Raw genomic sequence first — 24,082 nt, 5'->3', positions numbered from 1 at the left:
TCTTTGTCTGAAGCAGACCTTATTGACCTTGATTTCTGTCCGCTCTGTGCTGTGAGTTCAACGGGTCAAAGCTCATTCTTATAATGTAAATAATACCGGTCGGGACATTTCAGGCTATGGGTAAAAGAAAACCCCGGCAGCCAGGAGGTTGTCGGGGTTGGTTTGTGGGAGAAAATGCGGGTATCAGTCGTTACCACACTCTCCGGGAGTGGGCAGGACCTTCGCTGCATTCGTCGAGTCAGCACTGAAAGAGCCCGCTTTGCGGTCATTGACGTAGACCTCAAACTGTCGGGCTTTGCGGATATCGCTGATGAAGTCATACCAGGCGTTATCCCCATTTCGCCAGCCTAGTCTGGACGGAATAACGTACTGCTGGTGATTCATTACCACGGTGATCGTGGTGCCGTCATCGTGCGAACTGACCATCCTGTTATCCGTCTGGGTCAGAAAAACAGAATGCTGGTAGAAACCGTTCTGGTCCGGATTTCCCGTGCAATTGATGGTAAACATTTTCCCACTGGCATCCGTCACGTTGTATTCCGTATTGCCCTGGCCATAGCCCTGCTGCCAGAGTCCAGGAACCGCAGAGGCTGTAAAACTGGTAAACAGTGAACATGCCAGTACAAACCGGCTTAGTGAACCTATTGTCATTTCTGTCTCCTTTATCGTTGTTTTTTATTCGTGGTTCTCAGGGTTTGAGGGTATCAGCAGCCGACCCATCAGTTTTCCGTCATGGGAGTACTCAAAGTATTTTTCCTTCGTATACCGGTCCGTAACCTCGTGGTATTCCAGTTTGATATTGTCGGCAATACAAAGCGCATTCATCAGCGGCTGGACGGTTTTTTCCTGCATATCCACGAGGTAGTAGTAACTACCGCCCTCGCAGCCATCGGGCGACTGGCGGGTACGTAAGACCTGCAGGGTGAGACCGGATGAGAAGCCAACCTGTGACCATTCTTCGCTGACATCATCCTGACGACTGACCACATCGCTGAAGCGCGGCGGGGTGAGATCTTTGAACTTGCTGATGGCCTTCAGTTCATCACTTCTGTCATCGCAGGCGCTCAGAAACAGAGTGGTGGCAACCAGTGCCAGCAGAGGTAGTGTTTTACGTTTCATTATTTTTTTCCTGAAATCAGACGAACCACTTTGGCAAAGACATAAATCCCCACAAAAATACCCACCGGCACACCGGCGAACGGCGTCAGTGCAACACTGGCAGCACCGGCTGCACCTCCGCCCGTCAACAGTGCAGCAACGGTGGCAAGTGTCGGGCCGTGAGGCTGTCGGACACCCCGGTTTTGTTCAGAATGATGACGATGGCAACAATGGCGATAATGGCAATTACGGGCATAGGGCTCCTCCCTGTTGCCGGGTTGATAACAACGCTTACGCTATTCTGGTGGGCTGTCGGCCGGAACAAACGTAAGCAGTGACTGCTGGATAAAGCGAAAATGGGGTAAGGTCTGAATAAAGACCGGGTCTTCAACAAGACGACACAGACTGTCGTTACGCCGGAAACTCTCCTGCAGGAGCTGAACCAGATGGATCTCATCCAGGGTGAATACGGCGATATGTCCGTCGTGTTCCGCCACCAGATACCAGGCCTGCTGGTGGATGAGTAACCGGCAGGGAGCCAGCCGCTCACAGCGCTGCCCCTCGGCAATCAGCGTCACCCGCCTGCGCCCGGTAATGGCCTGAATCAGTCTCCAGAAAGACAATGCTCCTGAAGGCGAAGGAACCGGACTAGCTGGTGCTATCACGCAGGGAGACTCATCGCACATCAGCAGTGCGTTCACCAGACGGCGGTCAAGGCCGGGGAAAAGTCCGGCCAGCCCGCTGCGGTGGGCAAAGATAAGCACGTCGGGCACCATCTGCATCTCGCTGCCAGCAGTGCGTAAGCGGCAGTATCCGGACTGATACTCCAGGTCCAGATACATCAGTCGCTCACGAAAATCACGCCGCAGCGTGCGCACTGACACGCCAAACTCAGCGGCCAGTTTGCGCACACTCAACGTTTCACCCGCCACCAGACGGCTGATTATCAGTGACAGCCTGACAGCCAGCCGGTCATGGCGGCGTTCTGCCTGTGTCATGAGAGGTTCTCCAGGAAAGTTAACTGACTGAAAATGATGTGATTACTTTAAACAGGGGGGCGGACAGGGTATGGACAACGCAGAAACTATTTTTTATTTCTGCAAAAGCCAGATGTAACGGGGTTACAGGCTATTACCGGGAGATTGAGGCACACGAGCACGTAGCAATTCGGACAGGTGGTGTCCGATAATAACAATGTGGCAACATAAAACGTCTACTGCAGTTGTGTGAGCAGTGTTTCAGCCATCACCCACAGCGCACGGTTAAGCTTCACGTCCCCGTCAATGCCACGCACGGCACGAGTATGCGTTCGTTCGCCTTTAACATTACGCCCGCTGAGTCCGCCCTTAATCAGGTTTTCCTGAATCCGCTGGTACGTGGTCCACAGGTCATTGCTCTCATCCTGCCAGCGGCGTGGGGAGAGTATTTGCGACTCAGTCACCGGCTGGTGGTCTTCACCAAAGCGGTATGTGAGAGCGGCTTTTGCCAGTGCCTGCTGTGCCGGAGGCGGCAACAGCAACGACTGCATGGCATCCCGTTTCTCCTCCACCCGGTCAAAAATCCCCAGTACCTCATACGCGCCTTCAATCACCTGACTCACCACGTCCCCCTTGTGCGGCACCCGTACCTCGCCAAACGACTCGCCACAGACAAGGCCGTTCTGACAAACCGCACGAAATAGTCCCGGCAGCATCTGGTACGAACTGCTGCCATCGTGAGAGTTGAGCAGGATTATTTCCGGCACCTGCTTACCGGTTATCTGTCCCTCACGCCTTAGACGCAGCATATGCTTGGTGTGTTCGCGACGCTCCGGATCACGCACACGGGTCTGACAGGCAAAGAATGGCTGGAAGCCTTCTCGCTGCAGGCTGTCCAGCAAGGAGATGGTGGGTATATAAGTGTAGCGTTCACTACGGGATTCATGTTTGTCCTCGCTGAACACACTGGGCACCACGCGAAACAGCTCCTCGCGGGTTAACGGACGGTCACGACGAATAATGTTTGCAGCGCCAAAGCGCGAAGCCAGACGGGTCATAAGCAGACTCCTCATAACGGGAAAACAAATAAAGGGGATCCCCGTCGCATCGGCGACAGGGTCAGGGAAATAACAGGGATGGATTAAATACTCAGAAGAAGAAATCCCAGACGGCGCGGGCCACAGAGACCACGGTGGTGCGCACGGCCTGAATGACGGCCCGCACAGGTGTGGGTATCAGAGGAAAGGCACTGATGCTATCGAGTAGAGCACCGACGGTTTCACCAAAATCGCTTCGAGCCTGTTCCCGGACTACCGTCGTGCGAAAGGAAGGCTGGAGTTGCGACACCACCGGGCTGGTGGCCTCACGTGGCAGGCACTTAATCATCCGCTCGGCCATCACCCTAAGCCCCCATTGTAGACGGACCGACACAGCACACACCGGATGTACGGGCTGGAACAGCTCATGCAGCAGGCAGATTTTGCGGCTGATATTCTGCTTCTGCGCGGTGGACAACGGTCCCCCACCGCTGGTGGGTTCGGCCTTGTCCGACTGGCTTATAACAAACAGCACTTTATGCCGGTATGCCTCCCCAATCACCTGATGATAAAAGTGCTCATCCACTGCCAGTGCCCGGTCATCAGCCTTAATCAGCCACAGCACCAGGTCGAGGCGAGAAAGCTGCTCTCGGTACAGCGCAGCATACTCGGTATCGCGAGTGCCACTTTCGCCCACGCCGGGTAGATCCATCAGCGTCATATAGCGGTCGCCAACCTGCAGTCGAAAGCGCAGTGGCTCACGTGTACAGGCCGCGACATCGCTGACCGGTGATACCTCACTGGCAAACAGGGCATTGCAGAGTGAGGATTTACCGGCACCGCTCTTACCCATAATGCCGATTACTGGCTCGTAATGGGTTAACTGATTTATCTGCTGCAATATACGTTCAGACACCCACTGTGGCAGGCCAGCAAGCGATTGCTGAAACGACTTCAAACCTTCAGAATTGTTCATTAGCTACTCCTCTGAAAAATTATACAAAAACGGCAGAATCGTGAGATTCTGCCGTTAATCGGGTATGTTCAGAAGAATGATATCTATCTGAAAATAATTTGAATTAAGGTAAGCGACGAGCCACGGTTGCCTGTGATCCCAGTCCCTGAGTCGTTAGGTTATTCTGATATCCCTCATCCCCAGACCAGAACAGTGGATAAGGGCAAATTGCCTGAGGGAGCTATAGGGCATTGGGCAGCAAGGTTTTATAGTTGGATGGCATCAATTTAACGGTATAGAAACATCAGCCCATACGATGACTGTCTACGTTTGAGACATAAATTCTTGCTGTTACATAAGTATTAATGCTGATTATCATCAATTTGATTATAATCATGGCACTTTATGGATTACCGTATTAAATATTCATTTTTTCCCTATAGTGATGATTCATGCTTGGTTCCCTTTCTAAGCGGCTTGAGGACTTGAGTTTGGTCCAGCGCGAGAGGTTGGCCTACATCGATTTTCGGCTCTATTTCTTCGGTGAGATCGGACGCCCTGATCTGATTGAGCGCTTCGGTGTGGCTCCGGCAGGGGCGACACGCGATTTGGCTTTGTACCGGGAAATTGCGCCGCATAACATCACCTTCGATGGTAGCAACAAGATTTATCGCATCGGGCAGGAGTTCTCACCGTTGTTCGAGCACGCATCGCTGCGCGTTCTGTCGGCGCTGTCTCTCGGTTTTGGCGATGGCGTGAACGGCTCAATGCAGGCGCTGCTACCATGCGAATCCCCCGCAGCCCTAAGCATTCCCAAGATGGATGTGTTAGCCACGATTTGCCGAGGCATCCACGCTAAGCGACCCGTCGCCATCCGCTACTACTCGATGAGCAGCGGCGAGTCCGAGCGGGTAATTGTGCCCTTTGCTTTGGTTGATACCGGCATGCGCTGGCACGTCCGGGCCTTTGATCGCAAGAGTAGAGAGTTTCGGGATTTCGTCGTCACCCGCATCGAAGCACCAACATTGCTCTACGAGGAGCCACAAGCCAACGAACGACAGGATAACGACATCCAGTGGACGCGCATCGTCGAGCTGGATTTCGTGCCGCACCCGAGCGTTGAGCGGCCCGATATTATCAAGATGGACTATCGTCGATGCCACGCTGATCCACGCGCCCAGTTCAACCAAGAACCAGGACGGCAAGCGCGACCCGGAAATGCACCAGACCAAGAAGGGGAACCAGTATTACTTTGGCATGAAGGCGCACATCGGCGTTGATGATGAATCGGGGCTGGTACACAGCGTGGTGGGCACGGCACCCACCGTGGCGGATGTCACCCACGTCGACAAGCTGCTGCACGGCGACGAGAACGTCGTCTGCGCCGATGCCGGCTACACCGGCGTCGAAAAGCGCTCCGAGCATGCCGACCGAGAAGTGATCTGGCAGGTCGCAGCACGCCGCAGCACCTACAAGATGCTCGATAAACGCAGCGCCCTGTACAAAGCCAAGCGCAAGATCGAGAAGGCCAAGGCGCAAGTGCGAGCGAAGGTAGAGCCCCCGTTTCGCGTGATCAAGCGGCAGTTTCGGCTACACCAAGGTACGTTTCCGAGGGCTGGTGAGGAACACTGCACAACTGGTGACGCTGTTTGCCCTGTCGAACCTATGGATGGCCCGCCGACATTTGCTGGCAAGCGCAGGAGAGGTGCGCCTGTAATGCGGAAAATGGCCGTCGCAAGGTGCTCGCGACGGCTGAAAGCACCGAAATGAGCGGGTGATCCGATCGTTTTTGATCGGTTCACCGCTTTCAAAATCAGCAGTGGCTGAAGTCAGCCGGAAATACAGGGCTACTTCAGACCATCCCTAGCTAGGGCTCGTAGTTCGGCGCAAGGCTGAAGTCGCTTGGCTGCTTCGCTGTGCAGATCCATGACCCACTTTCCATCAAACTCCCGGTTGTAGTTCCACAAGCATCTCGCGAGTCTTGCCGGCCCGCTCCACTAACAAGACCACAACATCTCCAACGTTCTTGTCGTCTAGCCGGGCCTGTAATGTGGTGACGTCGTCGACGGCGATACCGTCGATGCTGATAACGCGATCGCCGGGCACGATGCCGCCTGCGGTGACCTCGACGCCGACGAGCCCGGCCCTGTGCGCCGCCGAGCCCGGCGTCACGCGCAATACGAATACGCCCTTACTGCCGGTCAGCGCCTGCAGACGCGCGTTGAGCTGCTCATCCACCTCGATGCCCAGCGCCGGACGGATGTACTTGCCGGTCTTTATGAGTTGCGGCACCACGCGCATGACGGTATCGACCGGCACCGCAAAGCCTATGCCGGCCGAGGCGCCAGACGGACTGTAGATGGCGGTATTGATTCCGATCAGCCGCCCAGCCGAATCGAGCAGCGGGCCACCGGAATTGCCGGGGTTGATGGCGGCGTCGGTCTGGATCAGGTGATCGATGGCCGGGCCGCCCGCTTCTCCCGGCAACGAGCGGTCGAGCGCGGAGACGATACCAGTTGTGAGCGTCCAGTCCAGGCCGAAGGGGTTGCCGATAGCGAACACCTTCTGACCCACCTTGAGGTCGGCACTGGTGCCGACCGGCACGGCCGGCGGGCGCTTGAAACCGACGCCGATCTTGAGCACGGCGATGTCGTGCGCGGGGCTCGTCCCCACCAGCGCGGCCTGGTAGTCGCGGCCGTCGGCCAGTTTGACGGTGGCTTCGGACGCGCCCTGGATGACGTGGAAGTTGGTGACGACGTGGCCGGCGTCGTCCCAGATGAAGCCCGATCCAGTGCCGCGCGGCACGGAGAACACGTTGCGCGTCCAGACATCGCGTACTAATTGCGCGGTGGTGATGTAGACCACCGAGGCGCGCGATTTTTCGAACAGTTCGATGGTGGTTTTCTCGTCCGCCGCCAGATCGCCACGCGCCATCACGGTGCGTTCTGCTGCCTCGCGCGGACTGAACCATGCTTCGATGGCGGGCAGAAACTGCCACAGCAGCATGAGCGCGGCAATGCAGGCGGTGATGAAGAGCCCGCGCCGGACGAAGCGGTCCGGCGCGGGGCGTTGGTACGGGTCGAGATAGGCCATGAGACGTCTCCTGTTGATGGGCAATCAGCGCCACAGCCCGCTCGGGCGCCAGCGCGGTGGGCGCGTCGCCAAAGCGGATTCCGGCAAAAAATGGGGCGCGCGGAGTGGCAACGCTGATGCTGGCCCAGGCGCCAACGTCAGCAGGCGTGCGATGCGCTCTTGCGTTGCCGGACGCGTGCGCAAGCAGGAGGGCTCGGGATTGCCCCATCCCGGCCATAGCCAGGCACGCCAGGAGCGGCTGACCCGCTCGATTTTCGCCAGCGCGGACGCCAGCCCCTGCGGGTCGCCAGTCAGTTCCGCCGCAAGGCGGTCAGCGTCGAACTCACGCACGCGAGACAAGCCGAGCAGTGCGAGCAGAGCCAGCTGGGGCGATGCGGCCAATAACAATAGACCAGGCCAATAGACCTCCGCCGCGCCAACCAGCTGCGCGGGCAGGCTGAGCAGGATCGCGATCTGTCCCATAAGGGCCAGTAGGCTCGTGAGGCGACTGTCGGAATCCGCCAGCCCCATGACACGCAGATCCTCATTAGCGATGTGCGCGACCTCGTGCACGAGCACACCCGCCAGCTCGCGTGGGCTCAGGCTGCGCAGCAGGCCATCGGTGAGGGCGATCGATGCCTCCTGCTTCGATCCGGTGGCGAAGGCGTTGACGACGGCACTGGGCACATAGTGCGGCACCGGCGTGGCGGGCAAACCGGCACGGGCGGGCAGCTCGCGCAACCGGGCCCACATCTCGTGGGCTTCTTGCGGGTGCAAGGCCCGTACGCGGTACAGGCGCAAGCTCAGCGCCGACGCGGCTACCGGTTCCAGCAGCAACGCACCTGCAACGACAAACAGCGCGAGCCACAGGCAGCCTTCCCCAAACGGCAGTCTCCCTGCTGCGGCTGCGATCCCGACCAGGGTCAGGACCAACAGCCCGGTCTGCAGGCGGTTGAGCCAGCGGTGTTGCAAGAGCGCCGTGCGCGGATCACTGGGATGATGACGGGTCATGCTCAGAGGTCTCGGCGGCGCGGTCGCCGCGCTTGCGCAGCAGCCAGTAGGTCGCACCCAGAGCCAGCGTGGCGCTTGCCAGCACGGCTATCTTTGCGGGGCTCGCGTCGGAGTCGAGGACCACGAACTTGCGGGAGAGTGCGATCAGCGCGATCAGGACCACTGTCTTGACCTGGATGATGCTGTCCCGACGCAGCGCCACGCGCACGATGGAATGCTTGAACTCCATCGCGATCAAGAGCGTCATGATCATACCGAACACGCTCTGGAATACCTTGTGGTCCAGGGGATTGAAGGCATCGAGAACCAGCAGCGTGAAGACGATGGAGATGAGCTGGAACAGCGACACCACGATGATGACGGCGATCACCGCCGACAGCACGAGCGCGACGACCTGCTCGAAGCGCTCGTAAAAACTCATGATGGCCAATTGGTCACGCAAGACCTGAAATGGGTTAAGGCGTGTTGATTTCATGACGATGAACTCCCTGGAAAACGGCTGCTGTCGAGACGGCGGCGCATTGCGTTGATGTGTCCTTCAATCAGCTCGGTCGACATGCCAAGCGTCGACATCACCTGTTCCGCCAGCCCAATAGCTGCGGCAAAGGATTGCTGATACACGCGCACGTTGGGCATGGCGCGAAATGCATCGGCCGCGGTCGTACTTCTGCATGACACCCACAAGGTCAGCGCCGGACGGCGCTCGGCAATCGCCTGGGCGATGCGCAACGCTTGCTGGGCATGGGCGAACGTCAGCACCACCAAGTGCGCATGCGTCAAGCCGGCAGCCAGCAAGGTATCGGGCCGACTGGCATCGCCATGGAACACCGGCGCGCCGGCGGCACGCGCGGCCTCGACCTTCTGCGCGTCCGCCTCCAGCAGCAGATGCGCCACGCCGGCGTGGCGAAGAATCTCGCTGACTGTAAGGCCAAGCTCGCCCGCGCCGCAAACGATGACATGGTCTCGATATCGCGTCGTCTGCGCGGCGATCTCGACTTCTTCAGCCTGGGGTGGCTGAATGACGCCGCCGGTGCGGCTCGAGAACCGGGCAAGTACATCGTGATGGCGGATCAGTAGCGGTGCCAGAGCCATGCTGAGCACCAGCGCGACCAGCATGGGTTGGACGACGGTCGCGGGGATCAGATGCTGCTGCAAGACCGTGCCCAACAACAGCAGGGCGAACTCGCCGCCGTGCCCCAACGCTATGCCCGCGCGCCAGGCATCGAGGGCGGACAGGCGCGTCGCCCGCAAGGCCAGCGTATTGAGCAGGATCTTGACTGGTACCAGCACCACCAGCCACGCCAGCACCGCCAGCGGTGCCGAAAGAATCTGTGCTGCGTCCAGTTGCAGGCCGATGGTCACGAAGAACACGCCCGACAACACATCGCGAAAGGGCCTGAGGTGGCTTTCCATGTGGTGCCGGAAGTCGCTCTCGCCCAGGACCATCCCGGCGAGGAAGGCCCCCAGGGCGGCGGATACGCCGACCGCGTGCGCAGCGGCGGCGGCAGCCACCACCACGCACAAGGAGACGAGCACGAACGATTCCTCGTGGCCCCGCCGCGCCACCCAGCCCAGCAGGCCATGCAACAGACGGCGCGAGGCGAGGGCCGCTGCCGCGAACAGCAGCAGCACACCGAATACTTCGAGCAGCACATGCTCGATCTTCGGCGACTCGCCGCGCGCCCAGATCGCCAGCAAGGCCAGCAGGGGCACGCTGGCCAGGTCCTGAAAGACCAGCACGGCGATGGCACTGCGGCCGTGGCGGGTGGTGAGCTCGCCTTGGTCGGCCAGTTGTCGGCTGACCAGCGCCGTGGACGACATGGCCGCCGCAGTGCCGAGCAGCGCGGCGCTCTGGCCGGGCTGCCCCAGCCACATCAATAGCAGGATCAGCGGCGGGGCCACGGCGATCATCTGCAGAGCGCCCGCCATCAGCACCGTCCTGCGGGCGAGCCAGAAGTGTCCGAGGGAGAATTCCAGTCCGACCATGAACAACAGCAGCGCCACGCCCAGCTCGGACAGAAAGCTCAGCGTCTCCCCCGGCGCGATCACGCTGATGACTGAGGGGCCCAGTACAACGCCGACAGAGAGATACCCCAGCAAGGCGGGCACTCTGAACGCCGCCGTCGCCATCGACGCCAGGCTGCAAGCCGCCAGCAGGATTAGCGTATCGCCGAGTAAGGCCTGCATCGGTCAGCGTCCCACTTGCGTCGACGTCCAGCGCACGATGTCCTGCGCGCCCATCGCGCCGGCCTGACGGGCGATCTCCCGCCCACCCTGGAACAGGGCGAGCGTCGGGATGCTGCGGATACCGAACTGCGCGGCCAGGTGGGGCTCAGCCTCGGTATTCACCTTCGCCAGCCGGATCCTCGGTTCGAGCTGGTGCGCCGCTTGCTGGAACTGTGGCGCCATCATCTTGCACGGCCCGCACCATGGCGCCCAGAAATCGACCAGTAGCGGCAGATCGCTGCGCTCCACGTGGCGCGAGAACGTCGCCGTGGTCAACTCGATGGGCTCGCCCGTGAACAAGGGCTGCTGGCAGCGGCCACAGTTGGGATGTTCCGATAGCTTCGCAGTCGGTACGCGGTTGATGGACTGGCAATGCGGGCAGACGAGGTGAAGATCATTCTTCATGGTTCGCCTCCTTGGACCACAGTGAGGCTGCCTCGCTTCGGGTCACAGACAATGCCGACCAATCAACGCCTTGGAGCCAATCGTTCCCGTTTTTGCTTACTCCGGCCTCTTCCAGATGAGCAGCGATGAATGCTTCTGCCTGCATGAGCCACCTTCGGACAGCATCTTCCTTACTAGGAATCAGCAGGATTTCAGAGACGCTGCTGGCATTCAGCCCGTCCACACGGATAAGCAGAAAAATGCGCCGCCACAAACGCGGCATGTCCTTCAGCAGGTCAAATGCAAAAGCGAGCTCGCTCGACCGATCAATCAGCTCCTCCTGTTCCGCGATCGTTGCGACATCGGGATGCTGACTGCCAGCGAAGATATCGGCCAGCTTGAGTGTGTCATCGGGCTGATAAAATTCGAAGATTTCCTCTTCCACCATGGCCTCGGCCACGTCTTGGGCATCCGGTTCGACCGGTGCGTCCAGAGAAACGAATTCGCCAAATTGCCGGCTGCTTGCCACTTCGTTATCCAGGACGGCGAACAGATGCTTCAAAAGATCGGTGTAAGCCTCTTTTTCCCCCGGCACGGATTGCCATTCCACCTCAGCTCGGACAATCGCTTCATCCACCACGTCGCGCAGCGTCGGATAATCGCGCGGTAAATCGCCGACGGCCCGCAGATAAGCCAGCTCACGCCTTGCGACAGCCTCAAGTTTCGACAGTAGAGGCATTCGGGTCACCTCGGCCTCATGGGCGGCTGATGCGGGTTTTGCGGCAATCCGCACCTTGAGCTCGCGCAAGCGCTCGCGTCGTGCTTTGCGCTTGATTTGATCCTGAGCATGCAGTCGGTCAAAATGCTTCCTGGCCTGACGGAACAACGACTGTGCGAGCATCTTCGCGAGGGGCGTCAGCTCGTCATGTGATGCAGTAACGCTGACAATCTTTTTGCCGGGCAGGTGCATATAGCCACTGGCCAGAAATTGCCGCTTGATCTTGTCGCGATCAAGGACGATTTGAAGTTGCGCTGAATCTTTAGTGTGTTTGTCGAGCAATGGCTTGAGGGCGTGCTCGATCACATTTCCCAAAGTTCTCTGCCAAGGTTCATGAAACTCTTTGTCGATAGCTCGATAGCTATATTGCATCTGCATGTATGACTCCTTCGATGTCATTTCTATGGAGGTATGAATCGAGGATGCTCATATCCATAGATTTTGGTTTGGCACGCTCTTACCCCAGGCGCGTTTTGCGAAGACTCCAACTCAAGAACAAAAGCGTGACGCCATAGACTGCCGCATGGAAACCCAACAGCCAGCCTGCGGCCACGAATGACTCGACCGGACGGGTAAAAAATATCCACAAGACGATAGCGCCAAGGATAATCGAGAGCAGTCCACTGAGGGCAAGCCAGATTTCACCCTTGATTTCCCGACGCAGCCGAACGGCGGCGGATATCTCCAGCACACCGGTGAAAATCGCCCAGAAGCCCACGCTAGCCCATAAAAAAGAAGCCAAGACTATCGTGGCGGCCCAAGGAGCAACCAGGACGACGACGCCCGTAAGTATGCCGACAATGCCGCTGAACAGCAGCCAGCCCCAGCGCTCTTTTTTCTGGATATGGCGCACCGCTGCAAACAAGTTGAACGCGCCATTGACCAAGGAAAATGCGCCGAACATGATGGTCATGGCCAACAGAGCCGATTGTGGCATCCAGAACGCGAGGGCTGCAAAAATCAATGCCAAGACACCGCGCAGCACAAAAAGCCACCAATTTTGGCTCAGCGAACACAGTGCTTTGGTGGGGTCATCCGCATTGGAATTAGCGATGGTGTCTGTGTTCATGCAATATCTCCTAAAGATCTATACAGAATAAAAAATCAAACACTCATGGAACAAGAGAGGGGGCGCTATGCGCCCCCTATCCAGGGGTTTCAGAACAACTTGGACAGTTTTGCCTTGACTTCATCGAGCCAGCCTTTTCCGCAGCCTCCCCCTCCCGTCTTTTCCTTGATTTTCTTGAGTTCAGCGTACAGGGGCTCAAAGTCCTTCCTTTTTCCATAGCCCAGCAGTTCTGCCATTTCCAATTGCTGCCGGGCTTCGTTCAACAATGTCTCCAGGCGCTCATTGGATGCTTCGCTGCGCTGACCATCTTCTACCAGGGGCTCGGCGCGCTTCAGGAGCAGCTTCGCACGCAGGACGGGCAGCGGAAGCACGCTGCGCTCCTCGACCAGCGTGCTGAGCGCTGACTGCAGCGCGGCTTTGGCTTCTTCGATCTTGCCCTGATCGATCAGCGGCACGACTGCCTTCACGGCTGCGGGATAGGACGCCAAAGGGATGCTGGTGACCGTGATCACGATTTCACTGGCCAGCAAAGCCAGCACGTGGCGAGCCTGTTGCACCTCGCCATGTTTGAGGGCATCCAGCGCCTCGTCGGTCATCGCCTCAATGGTTTCCGTGTTGGCGAACAAGTCGTGCACGATGGTGCGCACATCAACGCCGGCCAGGGCGAGCGTGGGTTCGCGCGCGACGATCAGCTCCAGCTTTCCCGTCACTTCGGCCAGCGTTGCCAATGCGCGTGCAGTGTCCTTGCCGTCAAGTGCGGCCAGCGCGGATTTGGTCAGCGACAAGGCCGAGACTGCCTCATCGAGGACTTGTTTACGTTTGTCTTCCGCCTGCGAGTCCGTTTCTTTCTGAACCTCAGGCTGTACCTCCGTGACGACTTCAGGCTTGGACTCTGGACTGACAGGAAGGCTGCTTACCGCGGCCTGTTCGTTTATTCCTTCGTTCGTCGCATTGGGATTCGGTGTTTGCTCATTCATGGTGATATGCCTCGTATGAGATAGTGAAAATAGGCGAATCTATTGGGGCTGAATGCGAACATCGCGAGACTGACCGACAGAGCAGTCAGCCCCTTCATCACCTCAAAACAGCTTTTGGATGCGCGTCTTCAACTCGTCGAACCATCCCTTGCCGCTTTTGCCACCAGCCGACTTTTGCTCAATGGACTTCACCTGATCGAAGATGGGTTTGAAGTCCGCCTTCTTGCCATAACCCAGGATCTGCGCCATCTCGATCTCCGTGCGCACGGACGACAGCAAGGTGCTGAGCTCCTCGTTCTGCTTGGCATCGCGCCTGTCGGTCTCGGCCAGCTTTTCAGCTTTTGCCATCGCGGCTTCGGCCCGTAGCACGGGCAGAGGAAAGGCGACCGAGGTCACCACCAGCGTGTTCAGTGCTCGGGCGAGTTCCGCTTTGGCGTTGTCGATCTTGCCGCTGTCGATGAGCCGTGCGGCCGACTTGATCGCTGCCGGGTACGTTGCCATCGGAAGGTTGTCGGTTTGGATTACGATTTCGCTGGCCAGATTGGCAACGATGGGCCGGGCCTTTTGCACCTCGCCATCACCCAACAACTCCCGAGACAACTTGACCGCTTTCTTTACCGATTCCACGTTGGCGTGGATATCGTGGGTGATGACGCGTACATCGACCGGCGCCAAAGCAAGTTTGGCGTCGCGTGCCAATACCAGTTCCATCTTTCCGCTGGCCAGTTCCAGCGCAGCAAGCGCCTCCTTGGTCTTATTTGCATCAAGGAGGGTCAAAGCCTCCTGGGTCTTGGTGAGCGCCGTGATGGCGTCTTGAGTGAGCTCGGCACGCTTTTTATCGGCTTCCCGGGCGGCCTTGTCATCTACCTGTGGCTGTGCCGCCTTGGATGCGGCAGAGGGTGCTGCAGCACCTGGGCTAGAACCTGCCGCCGATTGGGCCAGAGCCGGTCCGCTCAGTCCGACGACGACCGCCAGGGCAAGTGCGGAGAAGGTGTATTGTGGCTGTTTGATATTCATGATCTTGGGCTCTTGATTGAAGTTAGTTGACTGAGATTTCAATCTGTTTCGGTTTGGCTTGCTCGGCCTTGACAAGCCGCACTCCCAGCACGCCGTCTTTCATGGAAGCCGTCACCTTGGTCGGATCAACGTTGTCAGGCAAGACAAAGCTGCGCACAAAGCGGCCATACGCACGTTCGATGCGGTGGAACTTCTTGCCCTGCTCCTCTTTTTCCAGTTTGCGCTCGCCGCTGATGGTGAGCACACCGTTTTCCGCGCTGACGCGCACGGCATCCTTGGGGACCTCCGGCAGATCCAGCTTGAGGAGGAATGCGTTCTCATCCTCGCTGATGTCCGCCATTGGTGCCCAGTCCGCCGTGGTCATGGCTTCGTTGCCGGTACGGGCGCCCTGTCGCTGGGGTATTCGTCCGAACATCGTCGCCAGGCGGTTTTGCAATTCATCCAGTTCCCGGAAGGGGTCCCACGGTGTCAATGCAGACATATCGGTTCTCCTTGAACAATGCCGACGAATTGGATGACGCACTGAACAGAGCCGTCGGTTTACTCTGAATGGCACCTACTACTGTTTTCAGTTCCGAACAAGTCCTTGAGTCAATTGACGGATATCGCTTTCGTCGAGCGTTTCCCGCGCCAGCAGCTCGCGCGCACAGCGCTCCAGCACCGCGCGGTTGATGTCGAGAATCCGGTAGGCGCGCTCGAACACGCCCATCACGATGTCGCGGATAGCCTGATCGATGCGCGCCTGGGTCGATTCGGCCAACCGGCAACCGCCGTGGGCCAGTTCAGGTGTATCGAGAAAGCGGGGCCGCTGCGCCTCGAAGGCGATGTAGCCCAGGCCCTCGTCCATGCCAAAGCGGGTGATCATGTCGCGGGCGATGTCGGTGGCTCGCGCCAGATCGTCCGCCGCCCCGGTAGACAACTCGCCGAACACCAGCTTTTCGGCGGCACGCCCGCCCAGCAGTACGGCGATCTTGTGCTCGAGATCGGTACGCGTCATCAGGAAGCGGTCTTCGGTGGGGCGCTGCAAGGTGTAGCCCAGCGCGCCGATGCCGCGCGGGATGATCGAGATCTTGTGTACGGGGTCGGTTTCGGGCAGCACCAGCGCATGGCCCATCTCGTGATGGGCCACGGTTTCCCGCTCCTTGGGGTTGAGCACGCGGCTCTTCTTTTCCAGGCCCGCCACGATGCGCTCGATGGTCGCGGTGAAGTCCTGCAATTCCACGGCGGACGCACGGCGTCTCCTCGCCGCCAGCGCCGCCTCGTTGACCAGATTGGCGAGGTCCGCGCCGGAAAAGCCCGTGGTCAGTGCGGCTACCTGTTCGAGGTCTACATCCTGGGCCAGCGTCACCTTCTTGACATGAACCTTCAGGATGTCCAGCCGCCCCTTCTTGATGTCGGGCCGGTCCAACAGCACCTGGCGGTCGAAGCGGCCGGCACGCAGCAGCGCCTGGTCGAGGATTTCGGGGCGGTTGGTGGCGGTGAGGATGATCAGCCCGACCGAGCTGTCGAAGCCGTCCATCTCCGTGAGCAGCTGGTTGAGGGTCTGCTCGCGCTCGTCGTGGCCGCCTACGCCGCGCGCGCGGCCCAGCGCATCGAGCTCGTCGATAAAGATGATGGCCGGCGCCTGCCCGCGGGCCAGCTCGCACACACGGACCGCACCCACGCCGACGAACATCTCGACAAACTCTGAGCCGGAGATGGAGAAGCAGGGCACCGCCGCCTCGCCGGCAACAGCCTTGGCCAGCAATGTCTTGCCGGTGCCCGGTGGGCCGACCAGCAACACGCCCTTGGTAATGCGCGCCCCGAGACGGCCATAGTCCTGCGAATTCTTCAGGAAATCGACGATCTCGACCAGCTCCGCCTTGGCCTCATCCCCCCCCGCGACATCGGCGAACGTCACACCGGTGTTCTTTTCCACGAACACCTTGGCGCGGCTCTTACCGATGTTGAGAAACCCGCCCATGCCCTGCTTCTCGGCGAAGCGGCGGAACAGGAAGAACCAGACGCCAAAGAAGGCTACCGCTGGCAGGATCCACGACAGCACATCGCGCAGCCAGGTGCTCTCCAACACGCGGGCATAGGGCACGTCGTACTTCGACAGGCGATCGGCAAGATCGGGTTCGACCCTCGTTGCAACGATCGTCGTCTTGCCCCGGCTGTCCGGCGACTTCAGGCGCCCGGTCACCGTACGATCCGACACCAGCACTTCGGCCACGCGCCCCTCGGCCAGCGCCTTCTCGAACTCGCTGTAGGGCACCGGCTCGACGGTTTTCGCCGTCTGCCAGTAGCTCTGCAAACTCAACAACAGCAGGAGTGCAACGATCCAGTAGCCGGTATTCCATTGATTCTTTTTTTCCATGGGCCGTGTTCCTCGAAAGTCGAGTTGCCAGAGGATCAGGTGAACAGACGGGCCGCACCGTCACGCAAACGGATGGCCAGCGAGCGGGAGAGCAGTGCCGCCGCTGATGAGCAGCCCCCACGGCGTGGCCGACCGCGGATCACGCTTGTAGACGACCGCTTGACCCGCGGCCACGACCGCCACCGCGATCGAGGCCAGGGAGGCTGCCCATGCCAGGCCGATGGGGTCGGACACGGCAGCCTCGCCCGCCATCAAGATGCGTCGCTCGCCGACTTCTTCTTGCGCGAGCCTTTGCCAGCGTCGCCGTGCGGCGTCTCGGTCGCCTTCGCGGCATCCGGCAGCTCCGGCTCGGCCGGGGTCTGCGGTGGCTCTTTGCGTTCGAACACCACGCGTTCGGCCTTGTCGTCCCAGCGTGCGCTGGCGTGATCGCCCTTGCCGATGCCGCCACCGAGCATCTCGCGCGCCAGCGCAGTTTCCAGCTCGCTACGGATCAGGCGCTTGAGTTCACGCGCACCGAACTCGGGCTTGTAGCCTTCTTCCGCGAAATGGTCGATCAGCGTCTGATCGAAAGTGAGCGTCACGCCCTGGCTGGCGGCGCTGCGCGCCACGCGATCGAGCTGCAGGCCGACGATGTGGCGGATCTCCTCCTTGCCCAGCGCATGGAAGACGATTATCTCGTCGATGCGGTTGAGGAACTCGGGCCGGAAGTGGCCGCGCAGCACGTCCATGACCTCGGCCTTGGTCTTTTCGTACTCCTCGCCAGCCGCCTCACGCGCCTTCAGCCGTCGCTGGATGATGTCCGAACCCAGGTTGGACGTGGCGATGATGATGGTGTTGGTGAAATCCACCACCCGGCCCTTGCCGTCGGTGAGGCGACCGTCGTCGAACACTTGCAGCAGGATGTTGTAGACGTCAGGGTGTGCCTTCTCGATCTCGTCGAGCAGCAGCACGCTGTAGGGCTTGCGCCGCACCTTCTCGGTGAGCTGACCGCCTTCGTCGTAACCGACATAGCCCGGAGGCGCGCCCACCAGCCGCGCCACGGTATGGCGTTCGCCATATTCCGACATGTCGATGCGCAACAGGGCGTGCTCATCGCCGTAGATAGATTCGGCCAATGCCTTGGCGAGCTCGGTCTTGCCCACCCCGGTCGGGCCCAGAAACAGGAAGGTAGCCACCGGTTTGCTGCCTTCGCGCAGGCCGGCGCGGGACAGCCGCACGGCATCGGCCACGGCACGGACCGCCTCGTCTTGTCCCACCAGGCGCTCGTGCAGCCGTTGTTCCAAGTGCAGCAGCTTTTCGCGCTCTTCCACCGTCAACTCGTTGACCGGGATGCCGGTCAGGCGCGAGACGATCTGCGCCACGTGTTCCGCCTTTACCTCGGCACTGCCGGAGGCCCGCTCCCGCTCCCAGTCCTCGACGAGCTTCTTGAGCTCGGCCTCCTTGGCTTCGATGCGCTTGCCGAGCTCGGCGGCCTGGTCGTACTGCTTGCGCGCGGCCACGTAATCCTGTTCACGCCGCAGCTGGTGCAGTTCGGACTCCAGCTCCTGCACGGCCACCGGCCGGGCCGTGGCCGACAGCTTCACGCGCGCGGCCGCCTGGTCGAGCAGGTCGATCGCCTTGTCCGGCAGGAAGCGCGCCGTGATGTAGCGGTCGGACAACTCGGCCGCCGCGATGATCGCGTCCTCGGAGATGCTGACCTTGTGGTGCGCCTCGAAGGTGTCGCGCAGGCCGCGCAGAATCATGATGGTCTGGGCCACCGTCGGCTCGGGCACCGTCACCGGCTGGAAGCGCCGCTCCAGTGCGGCATCCTTCTCGATGTATTTCTGGTACTCGTTCAGCGTCGTGGCGCCGATCAGGTTGAGTTCACCGCGCGCCATCATCGGTTTGAACACGTTGGCCACGTCCAGCCCGCCTTCGCCACCGCCCTGGCCGGCACCGACGATGGTGTGCACCTCGTCGATGAACAAAATCAGCTCGCCCTGGTGCTCGGTCACCTCCTTCAGCACCTTCTGCACGCGCTCCTCGAACTCGCCGCGATATTTGGCGCCGGCCACCATGGCGTTGATGTTGAGTTCCACCAGGCGCTTGTCGCGCAAGGTCTCGGGCACTTCACCCGCCACCATGCGCTGCGCCAGCCCTTCGACGATGGCGGTCTTACCCACACCCGGCTCGCCGATCAGCACCGGGTTGTTCTTCTTGCGCCGGGCCAGCACCTCGATGGTGGTTTCGATCTCCTGCGCGCGGCCGATCACCGGGTCGAGCTTGCCGTCGCGCGCCATCTTGGTCAGGTCGCGCGAGTACTTGTCGAGTTCTGGCGTGTTGGTCGGCGTCTCAGCGCGTCCATCCTCGGCGCCCTTGCCGACCACCTTGCTGACCTGTTGGCGCAGCGCCTGCGGCGTCAGGCCGTAGCGGCGCAGCAGGTTGGCGGCCAGCCCTTCTCCTTCCTCGGCCAGACCGATCAGGAAATGCTCTGGACCGACATAAGAATGGCCGAGTTCATTGGAGGCCACGAAGGCGCGGCTGAGCGCATCCTTCACGCGCGGCGACACGCCGATCTCGCCCTCGAAGGGCTTGTCCCCGCGCTTGGCCTCAGACTCAATCTGCCGCTTGAGGTCATCGACCTTGATCTTGAACTGACCCAGGATGGTCTTGACCACGTCGCTGTCGGCCAGCGCCAGCAGCAGATGTTCGGTATCCACCTCGGAGCGGCCAAATTCGGCAGCGTGTTTGGCGGCCTCCTGCAACAAGGCTTCCGACTGTTCGCTGATGCGGCTGGCCAGCCCACTGCCGCGACGGCGCGGCGCACCCGAACCTGCGGCGGCGGGCTCGCCAAACGAGGCATCGACCACGTCATCGGTATCGGCGGCAACTGGCGTCGCGTCGTCGCCGATGCGGAAGAAGTCACTGCCGAGGAAGTCCTCGAACAGGCCACTGCGCGAACCGAACAAGGCTTCCAGCGGCGAAACGGTGCGCTTTTGCTGGCGCACTAATTGCCGGTAATGGTCGTCGCACAACAGCATGGTGCTGTGACGACCGTTGAGATTGGCTTCCACCCGCACGGTGGCGGGTTGGCCGCAGACCTGGCATTGTTTTCTGGCCATGCTGATGCTCCTGAGAAGGTTGACAAGGTTGAGGCGACGAGGCATCGCGAGCCGCGACACCTCGTCTCGGGCCGGGTTTTTCTTGTGACGAACGAGCCGGCGACGTCAGCCGTTGATCGGGATCGAGCGTCCCTGCTTCGGCGCACTGACCTCGCGCTTGTCGATCGTGACCGTGAGCACCCCGTTCTTGAACGATGCCTTGATCGAATCCTGGTTGGCGTCGTCAGGCAGGTTCAAGGCACGCTGAAAGCTGCCGTAGGAGCGCTCCACACGGTGGAAGCCACCTTCCTTCTTCTCCTGTTCCTGGCGCTTCTCGCCACGCACCATCAGCACGTCGTTGTCGAGGGTGATCTGGATGTCCTTCTCCTCGACACCGGGCACTTCCAGGGCAATCTTGTACTGCTTGTCGGTTTCCTGGATGTCCAGGGCCGGCTTCAGCATGCCCGACCAATCGGATGGCCACTGCGGCATGTTCAACGCCGGAAAACCGAAGCCCCGGAATGCGTCATCGAACAGCCGGTCGATTTCCCGATGCAGTTGCAGGATCGGGCTGACTGGCCCGCTCGCCGCTGGCAGGTCATTGCGCTGCACCGGCAGGGAAGAGGCGGTCTGCTGCTCTTGCTGCTCGTTCTTGAACCAGTTCCAGGGAGCCAACTTCTTGAAATCGATGTCCATGTCATACCTCCAGAAAAATTGGAAAACGAGTTACTCAAGCCCTTTGCCTGCTGCGACGGGCAGTGCGCCCAGGCGACACGGGCTGCTCGGATGACTTCTGCTGTTCACGCTTGCGCATCACCTCCTTCTTTGCTCCGGCTCGGGTCTGATCATTGAGCCACTGATCGATTTCACTTTGACGAAACCGCCACGTCCCGACCACCTTGAAAGCCGGAATTTCCCCGTGCGCGGCGAGCCGATAAAGCGTCCGCTTGCCGACTTTCAAGTACGCAGCCAATTCATCGAGCGTGAAAATCACCTGTAGGTGCGCTTTCATCTCACCCTCTCCAATCGCGTCGCTTTGCGGTTCCGGCCAAGGAAATCCTTGCAATACTTTGTAAAATATTAGACCTAACATGACAAACTTCAAGAGTCAATTTACAGCGTTCTCCCGCCTCATTGATGCAGGTCAACTGCTCAGGCAAGGCGCAGGGGGGCGGCCTGATCAGGCAATGGACAGCGCCTGGCTCGTCAGCCTGCGTGTGCCACAGGCGCCTCGATCAAACACCGATCCTCACGTTGTAGCCGAGTGTCCGCAGCCCCTTGCTCGTCTGCATGTTCCTTTGCGGAAACTCGTCTGGGCGCGCCCAGACGACGATTTCCCCGAGGCTGCTCAGGCCAACTTGCGGAATTGCCCAGTCGCCGCTGCGGATCGCGTTCCAGAGTCGGGCTGAAACACTTCCGTTGCCCCAGACAACGTAGTTCAACAGTATCCGTCCGGCCAACACACCTTCCCGACACCGCCGCCGAAGGCCATGGCCCATCAAGCGGATTTTCCGTGCGCCCTCAGCGCCGTACCTACAGCAAATCTTTCAAGGCCCAGGTCATTCAGGAGTGTTCTGAACACGGTGCCTCCATCGCAAACATCGCCTTGGGCTACAGCCTCAATGCCAACCTCGTCCACAAATGGATTCGCCTGCTTACCCAGAAAACCACGGCTATCCAGCCAGCGTTCATCCCGTTGCCTTCTCAAATGCTCGGCGCGGGTTCGCATGCTCAAGCGCGCTGCTGCGATCATGAGTTTGATCCAGTCGGCCCGTAATAATGGGCACGATCCGTATGCCTATCTCAAGGATGTGCTGACACGGTTGCCGACGCAGCGGGCGAGTGAGATTGCAGAGCTGCTGCCGCATAGGTGGCATCCGGCATAGTCGCGCAAGACGGTTTGCCCGCACGCTTACGTTCAACAGCTCAAGCACCGTCCGCCCTTCGCGGGATCGTTGCCGCCAGAGCCACACGCCGAACTTTTCCACCTTGTCGTCGCCGGCCTGCGGTCAGTCAGGCAAGCCCAGGTGCTCCTTTTCCTGCTTGATCGCGTGGTCTCGGATCGCGTGCACCCGGGAAACGGCATCACGAACTGCCACCATCTCTTAGCTTGGCGGGGGCAAGCCAGCCGGGATGCCCGGACGGTTACGCTGGTCCGCGCCCAGTTGCAGCACCAAGGTCGGCCGCAGTGATGAAGCGGGTCTTGATGCCGCACTGCGCCGCCCGATAGCGCAGTGCGATGGCCAGATGCGTCTTGCCGACTCCCAAGGGGCCTATATCGCCTTGGCATGGCTCCGGGCAGTTTCGGGGAGGCTGCACGCAGTGCGCGACAAGATGTATCGCAGCCGAACTGCGGTGTATTCTGCAATCAGCCTAGGGCCGCGTGTATCCGCTACTTCCGGTCGAACACCCGGGCATGGTTGGCCCCAGATGAGCTTTCTTTCGGGTGATGCACAGAGTGCAAAGGCTCACAGTACTTCGCCATGGCGCCTGGCCAACGCAACGAGCCTTTCACTGTCTCCCTCAAGATCCTGTCTATGCATTTTCCTGCCTCAACACCTACTTTGAAGCCCATGATCCGCGTTGACATGGTCTTCCGGTTGTCTGAGGTATCTATTTCTAGAAGGTAGCGTTGATCGCCGTTTTGCAGCTTGAACCTTGTCAGCAGATAACAGCGTGATTTTTTGTGATCAATCATGTGGTAGCTGCAACGTGGAACGGGCGGCAGAGGCCTCACTTCCAGTGCTACCAGCGCAACTCCAGACTCTTGGGTGATTTGTTCAAGAATCTCTCGGAGCAGCGAGAAGCGATCTGCAAGCCGTTCATGCTCGTCCCCATCACCCTCTCCCTCACCCAATTGTTGGAATTCTCCTGACGCTATGCTGCCCTCGCTCACAGGATCAGCCACGCCGGAGAGTTGGATTTCTCTGCTCGGGCATTGCTCGTCGTCGACCTTCTTGCCATGACCGTTGGCACGATCCCCGTTGTAGGCGATCTTGGTGCGCAGCTGAGCATCAAACGTGACTCCCTCAACGGGCAGATGAATCAACCTCTGCTCCTTGGCAGCAGTCGGCTCTTCGTCAGCATCCACCTCCAACTCCAACTCTTTCGCTCCCGATGGCACGGATACACAGCCTGTGTTCTCTCCCCTGACGGGTAACTTGAGAGCAGGGTGACGGAAAAAAATATCACCTCGATGGCTAAACCGGAGCTCCTGAAGCTTTTCGATCTCCCAGACCAGCAATTCGTTGCTTTCCGGATCAAAGGGGCCTCGCACATCCATGGTGGTACCCGCAAGGGAAGTGGGTGCCTGAAAGTCGAACTGCCACCTGGCATACGCCGACTCTTGCAGTACCCGCTCTTGCCTTTGATTGAGGCTTTGCCAGATTGACTCGAAGGATCGCCTCACATCCTGATTCAGCAGCAGCCAACTGAAATGGTCTCTGTATCCCTTGATTTTGAGAAGTATAGTGGTCAACTAAAACTGGCCACCGCTTTAGAGTTTTTCCTGAACCGCCCCGGGTTTCCTGGAGAGTGTTTTATCTGTGAACTCAGGCTGCCAGATCATCGTTTCCGATGGAAGCATAATAAGCTTTTTCTGCTTCTGCCGGTGGGATATGGCCCAGCCTTTCCAGCAATCGTCGATTGTTATACCAGTCCACCCACGTGAGTGTGGTCAGCTCCACTTCTGTCCGGTTTTTCCAGCTCTTACGGTGTATTACCTCCGCTTTGTAAAGGCCATTGATGCTCTCCGCCATCGCGTTGTCATACGAGTCACCAGTACTTCCTGTTGATGCCAGTAATCCGGCTTCCTTAAGCCGCTGTGTGTAGGCCAGCGATACATACTGAGAACCTTTATCACTGTGATGGACTGTGCCGGACGGTCGACGGGCCCATAACGCCTGCTCCAGTGCATCCAGCACGAATGTCGTTTCCATGGACGATGAGACCCGCCACCCCACGATGTATCCAGCAAACACATCAATGATGAACGCCACATAGACGAAGCCCTGCCATGTGCTGAGTAGAGTAAGAGGCAGGG

24 protein-coding genes and 5 pseudogenes are annotated in these 24,082 nt (G+C 59.5%); 4 read left to right on the top strand and 25 right to left on the bottom strand.

The annotated features are described in order from the left end of the window. Positions 1-183: 183 nt before the first annotated feature. From IPZ49_RS18010 to IPZ49_RS17985, 6 genes and pseudogenes are all read right to left on the bottom strand, one after another. Positions 184-651, bottom strand: coding sequence for a hypothetical protein (locus IPZ49_RS18010; RefSeq protein ID WP_015063048.1), 468 nt, complete (start codon positions 649-651; stop codon positions 184-186). A 24-nt stretch (positions 652-675) separates the two neighbouring features. Then, positions 676-1,119 (bottom strand): YfjS/YafY family lipoprotein, encoded by a 444-nt coding sequence (locus tag IPZ49_RS18005; protein WP_057064437.1) that lies wholly within the window; start codon positions 1,117-1,119, stop codon positions 676-678. After that, positions 1,119-1,354 (bottom strand): annotated as a pseudogene (ypjK, locus tag IPZ49_RS23380) (protein YpjK). The gene IPZ49_RS18005 and the pseudogene ypjK overlap by 1 nt, the downstream one beginning before the upstream one ends. 40 nt (positions 1,355-1,394) lie before the next feature. Beyond that, on the bottom strand, positions 1,395-2,096 hold the full coding sequence (locus IPZ49_RS17995) for a WYL domain-containing protein (RefSeq protein ID WP_015063051.1): 702 nt from the start codon (positions 2,094-2,096) through the stop codon (positions 1,395-1,397). Positions 2,097-2,311: 215 nt separating this feature from the next. After that, the gene (locus tag IPZ49_RS17990; protein ID WP_063146959.1) at positions 2,312-3,133 is read right to left on the bottom strand and encodes a DUF932 domain-containing protein; all 822 of its coding nucleotides are present in this window, start codon (positions 3,131-3,133) and stop codon (positions 2,312-2,314) included. Between the two features lie 91 nt (positions 3,134-3,224). Next, a complete protein-coding gene (locus IPZ49_RS17985) occupies positions 3,225-4,088 on the bottom strand; it encodes a GTPase family protein (protein ID WP_063146958.1) in 864 nt (287 codons plus the stop codon). A gap of 431 nt (positions 4,089-4,519) precedes the next feature. Between IPZ49_RS17985 and IPZ49_RS23425 the strand changes: the two are divergent. Together IPZ49_RS23425 and IPZ49_RS17975 are read left to right on the top strand one after the other, a co-directional pair. Next, positions 4,520-5,218, top strand: a pseudogene (locus IPZ49_RS23425) (helix-turn-helix transcriptional regulator); the annotation flags it as partial. Then, a pseudogene (locus IPZ49_RS17975) lies at positions 5,208-5,784 on the top strand (IS5 family transposase); the annotation flags it as partial. The pseudogenes IPZ49_RS23425 and IPZ49_RS17975, both read left to right, overlap by 11 nt. Before the next feature lie 224 nt (positions 5,785-6,008). On the opposite strand, the gene IPZ49_RS17970 reads toward IPZ49_RS17975, so the two are convergent. The 16 genes from IPZ49_RS17970 to IPZ49_RS17895 form a co-directional block, all read right to left on the bottom strand. Next, a complete protein-coding gene (locus IPZ49_RS17970; RefSeq protein ID WP_003847784.1) occupies positions 6,009-7,160 on the bottom strand; it encodes a S1C family serine protease in 1,152 nt (383 codons plus the stop codon). A 24-nt stretch (positions 7,161-7,184) separates the two neighbouring features. Beyond that, positions 7,185-8,150 carry a zinc metalloprotease HtpX gene (locus tag IPZ49_RS17965; protein WP_063146957.1) on the bottom strand — a complete coding sequence of 322 codons (966 nt, stop codon included), beginning with the start codon at positions 8,148-8,150 and terminating at the stop codon, positions 7,185-7,187. Beyond that, positions 8,128-8,625: a heat resistance protein PsiE-GI gene (psiE-GI, locus tag IPZ49_RS17960; RefSeq protein WP_063932877.1), complete on the bottom strand. Its 498-nt coding sequence runs from the start codon at positions 8,623-8,625 to the stop codon at positions 8,128-8,130. The genes IPZ49_RS17965 and psiE-GI overlap by 23 nt, the downstream gene beginning before the upstream one ends. Further along, on the bottom strand, positions 8,622-10,337 hold the full coding sequence (gene kefB-GI / locus IPZ49_RS17955) for a heat resistance system K+/H+ antiporter KefB-GI (RefSeq protein WP_063146955.1): 1,716 nt from the start codon (positions 10,335-10,337) through the stop codon (positions 8,622-8,624). Before kefB-GI ends, psiE-GI begins: the two co-directional genes overlap by 4 nt. A 3-nt stretch (positions 10,338-10,340) precedes the next feature. After that, positions 10,341-10,781 carry a heat resistance system thioredoxin Trx-GI gene (gene trx-GI, locus IPZ49_RS17950; protein ID WP_000786814.1) on the bottom strand — a complete coding sequence of 147 codons (441 nt, stop codon included), beginning with the start codon at positions 10,779-10,781 and terminating at the stop codon, positions 10,341-10,343. Further along, positions 10,771-11,916, bottom strand: coding sequence for a hypothetical protein (locus IPZ49_RS17945; protein ID WP_003847774.1), 1,146 nt, complete (start codon positions 11,914-11,916; stop codon positions 10,771-10,773). The genes trx-GI and IPZ49_RS17945 overlap by 11 nt, the downstream gene beginning before the upstream one ends. 79 nt (positions 11,917-11,995) lie before the next feature. Further along, a complete protein-coding gene (gene hdeD-GI / locus IPZ49_RS17940) occupies positions 11,996-12,607 on the bottom strand; it encodes a heat resistance membrane protein HdeD-GI (RefSeq protein ID WP_003847772.1) in 612 nt (203 codons plus the stop codon). Positions 12,608-12,696: 89 nt separating this feature from the next. Next, the gene (yfdX2, locus tag IPZ49_RS17935; protein WP_003847770.1) at positions 12,697-13,584 is read right to left on the bottom strand and encodes a heat resistance protein YfdX2; all 888 of its coding nucleotides are present in this window, start codon (positions 13,582-13,584) and stop codon (positions 12,697-12,699) included. Between the two features lie 102 nt (positions 13,585-13,686). After that, the gene (gene yfdX1 / locus IPZ49_RS17930; RefSeq protein ID WP_003847769.1) at positions 13,687-14,601 is read right to left on the bottom strand and encodes a heat resistance protein YfdX1; all 915 of its coding nucleotides are present in this window, start codon (positions 14,599-14,601) and stop codon (positions 13,687-13,689) included. Positions 14,602-14,623: 22 nt separating this feature from the next. After that, positions 14,624-15,082 (bottom strand): small heat shock protein sHSP20-GI, encoded by a 459-nt coding sequence (gene hsp20-GI, locus IPZ49_RS17925; protein ID WP_063146954.1) that lies wholly within the window; start codon positions 15,080-15,082, stop codon positions 14,624-14,626. An 87-nt stretch (positions 15,083-15,169) separates the two neighbouring features. After that, entirely contained in the window at positions 15,170-16,960 is a 1,791-nt protein-coding gene (gene ftsH / locus IPZ49_RS17920; protein ID WP_063146953.1) for an ATP-dependent zinc metalloprotease FtsH, read from the bottom strand. Positions 16,961-17,020: 60 nt separating this feature from the next. After that, the gene (locus IPZ49_RS17915) at positions 17,021-17,212 is read right to left on the bottom strand and encodes a hypothetical protein (RefSeq protein WP_063146952.1); all 192 of its coding nucleotides are present in this window, start codon (positions 17,210-17,212) and stop codon (positions 17,021-17,023) included. Continuing rightward, complete coding sequence (gene clpK, locus IPZ49_RS17910) at positions 17,212-20,061, bottom strand: heat shock survival AAA family ATPase ClpK (protein ID WP_003847763.1); 2,850 nt, start codon at positions 20,059-20,061, stop codon at positions 17,212-17,214. The genes IPZ49_RS17915 and clpK overlap by 1 nt, the downstream gene beginning before the upstream one ends. Before the next feature lie 105 nt (positions 20,062-20,166). After that, positions 20,167-20,736: a small heat shock protein sHSP20 gene (gene hsp20, locus IPZ49_RS17905; RefSeq protein WP_000350435.1), complete on the bottom strand. Its 570-nt coding sequence runs from the start codon at positions 20,734-20,736 to the stop codon at positions 20,167-20,169. Between the two features lie 34 nt (positions 20,737-20,770). Further along, positions 20,771-21,052, bottom strand: a complete 282-nt coding sequence (locus IPZ49_RS17900; RefSeq protein WP_063146979.1) for a helix-turn-helix domain-containing protein — start codon at positions 21,050-21,052, stop codon at positions 20,771-20,773. A 223-nt stretch (positions 21,053-21,275) separates the two neighbouring features. Continuing rightward, positions 21,276-21,539 carry a hypothetical protein gene (locus tag IPZ49_RS17895; RefSeq protein ID WP_063146951.1) on the bottom strand — a complete coding sequence of 88 codons (264 nt, stop codon included), beginning with the start codon at positions 21,537-21,539 and terminating at the stop codon, positions 21,276-21,278. Between the two features lie 14 nt (positions 21,540-21,553). Between IPZ49_RS17895 and IPZ49_RS17890 the strand changes: the two genes are divergently transcribed. Together IPZ49_RS17890 and IPZ49_RS17885 are read left to right on the top strand one after the other, a co-directional pair. Further along, positions 21,554-21,817 (top strand): transposase, encoded by a 264-nt coding sequence (locus IPZ49_RS17890; protein WP_071843346.1) that lies wholly within the window; start codon positions 21,554-21,556, stop codon positions 21,815-21,817. Then, a pseudogene (locus IPZ49_RS17885) lies at positions 21,762-21,926 on the top strand (transposase domain-containing protein); the annotation flags it as partial. The gene IPZ49_RS17890 and the pseudogene IPZ49_RS17885, both read left to right, overlap by 56 nt. Positions 21,927-22,215: 289 nt before the next feature. On the opposite strand, the pseudogene IPZ49_RS17880 reads toward IPZ49_RS17885, so the two are convergent. The 3 genes and pseudogenes from IPZ49_RS17880 to IPZ49_RS17870 all read right to left on the bottom strand — a co-directional run. Continuing rightward, positions 22,216-22,317, bottom strand: a pseudogene (locus IPZ49_RS17880) (ATP-binding protein); the annotation flags it as partial. A 115-nt stretch (positions 22,318-22,432) separates the two neighbouring features. After that, complete coding sequence (locus tag IPZ49_RS17875) at positions 22,433-23,518, bottom strand: Tn7-like element transposition protein TnsE (RefSeq protein WP_224774939.1); 1,086 nt, start codon at positions 23,516-23,518, stop codon at positions 22,433-22,435. Between the two features lie 73 nt (positions 23,519-23,591). After that, positions 23,592-24,082, bottom strand: a 491-nt coding sequence (locus IPZ49_RS17870; protein WP_193762859.1) for an IS3 family transposase, incomplete at its 5' end; no start/stop codon positions are given.

Source organism: Enterobacter cloacae complex sp. S2 (assembly GCF_015159675.1).
GTDB lineage: Bacteria > Pseudomonadota > Gammaproteobacteria > Enterobacterales > Enterobacteriaceae > Enterobacter > Enterobacter intestinihominis.
The sequence above is the reverse complement of the archived record's forward strand: the minus strand, read 5'-3'. Positions and strand labels throughout refer to the sequence as shown.

Coding starts and splice junctions, on each gene's coding strand:
- IPZ49_RS17945 (WP_003847774.1), bottom strand. CDS start 11,916: ATGCAGATGCAATATAGCTATCGAGCTATCGACAAAGAGTTTCATGAA.
- yfdX1 (WP_003847769.1), bottom strand. CDS start 14,601: ATGAATATCAAACAGCCACAATACACCTTCTCCGCACTTGCCCTGGCG.
- IPZ49_RS17995 (WP_015063051.1), bottom strand. CDS start 2,096: ATGACACAGGCAGAACGCCGCCATGACCGGCTGGCTGTCAGGCTGTCA.
- IPZ49_RS17915 (WP_063146952.1), bottom strand. CDS start 17,212: ATGGCGGGCGAGGCTGCCGTGTCCGACCCCATCGGCCTGGCATGGGCA.
- hsp20 (WP_000350435.1), bottom strand. CDS start 20,736: ATGGACATCGATTTCAAGAAGTTGGCTCCCTGGAACTGGTTCAAGAAC.
- IPZ49_RS17985 (WP_063146958.1), bottom strand. CDS start 4,088: ATGAACAATTCTGAAGGTTTGAAGTCGTTTCAGCAATCGCTTGCTGGC.
- IPZ49_RS17990 (WP_063146959.1), bottom strand. CDS start 3,133: ATGACCCGTCTGGCTTCGCGCTTTGGCGCTGCAAACATTATTCGTCGT.
- IPZ49_RS18010 (WP_015063048.1), bottom strand. CDS start 651: ATGACAATAGGTTCACTAAGCCGGTTTGTACTGGCATGTTCACTGTTT.
- trx-GI (WP_000786814.1), bottom strand. CDS start 10,781: ATGAAGAATGATCTTCACCTCGTCTGCCCGCATTGCCAGTCCATCAAC.
- IPZ49_RS17895 (WP_063146951.1), bottom strand. CDS start 21,539: ATGGGCCATGGCCTTCGGCGGCGGTGTCGGGAAGGTGTGTTGGCCGGA.
- psiE-GI (WP_063932877.1), bottom strand. CDS start 8,625: ATGAAATCAACACGCCTTAACCCATTTCAGGTCTTGCGTGACCAATTG.
- ftsH (WP_063146953.1), bottom strand. CDS start 16,960: ATGGAAAAAAAGAATCAATGGAATACCGGCTACTGGATCGTTGCACTC.
- yfdX2 (WP_003847770.1), bottom strand. CDS start 13,584: ATGAATGAGCAAACACCGAATCCCAATGCGACGAACGAAGGAATAAAC.
- clpK (WP_003847763.1), bottom strand. CDS start 20,061: ATGGCCAGAAAACAATGCCAGGTCTGCGGCCAACCCGCCACCGTGCGG.
- IPZ49_RS18005 (WP_057064437.1), bottom strand. CDS start 1,119: ATGAAACGTAAAACACTACCTCTGCTGGCACTGGTTGCCACCACTCTG.
- hdeD-GI (WP_003847772.1), bottom strand. CDS start 12,607: ATGAACACAGACACCATCGCTAATTCCAATGCGGATGACCCCACCAAA.
- IPZ49_RS17970 (WP_003847784.1), bottom strand. CDS start 7,160: ATGGCCTATCTCGACCCGTACCAACGCCCCGCGCCGGACCGCTTCGTC.
- kefB-GI (WP_063146955.1), bottom strand. CDS start 10,337: ATGCAGGCCTTACTCGGCGATACGCTAATCCTGCTGGCGGCTTGCAGC.
- hsp20-GI (WP_063146954.1), bottom strand. CDS start 15,082: ATGTCTGCATTGACACCGTGGGACCCCTTCCGGGAACTGGATGAATTG.
- IPZ49_RS17965 (WP_063146957.1), bottom strand. CDS start 8,150: ATGACCCGTCATCATCCCAGTGATCCGCGCACGGCGCTCTTGCAACAC.
- IPZ49_RS17900 (WP_063146979.1), bottom strand. CDS start 21,052: ATGAAAGCGCACCTACAGGTGATTTTCACGCTCGATGAATTGGCTGCG.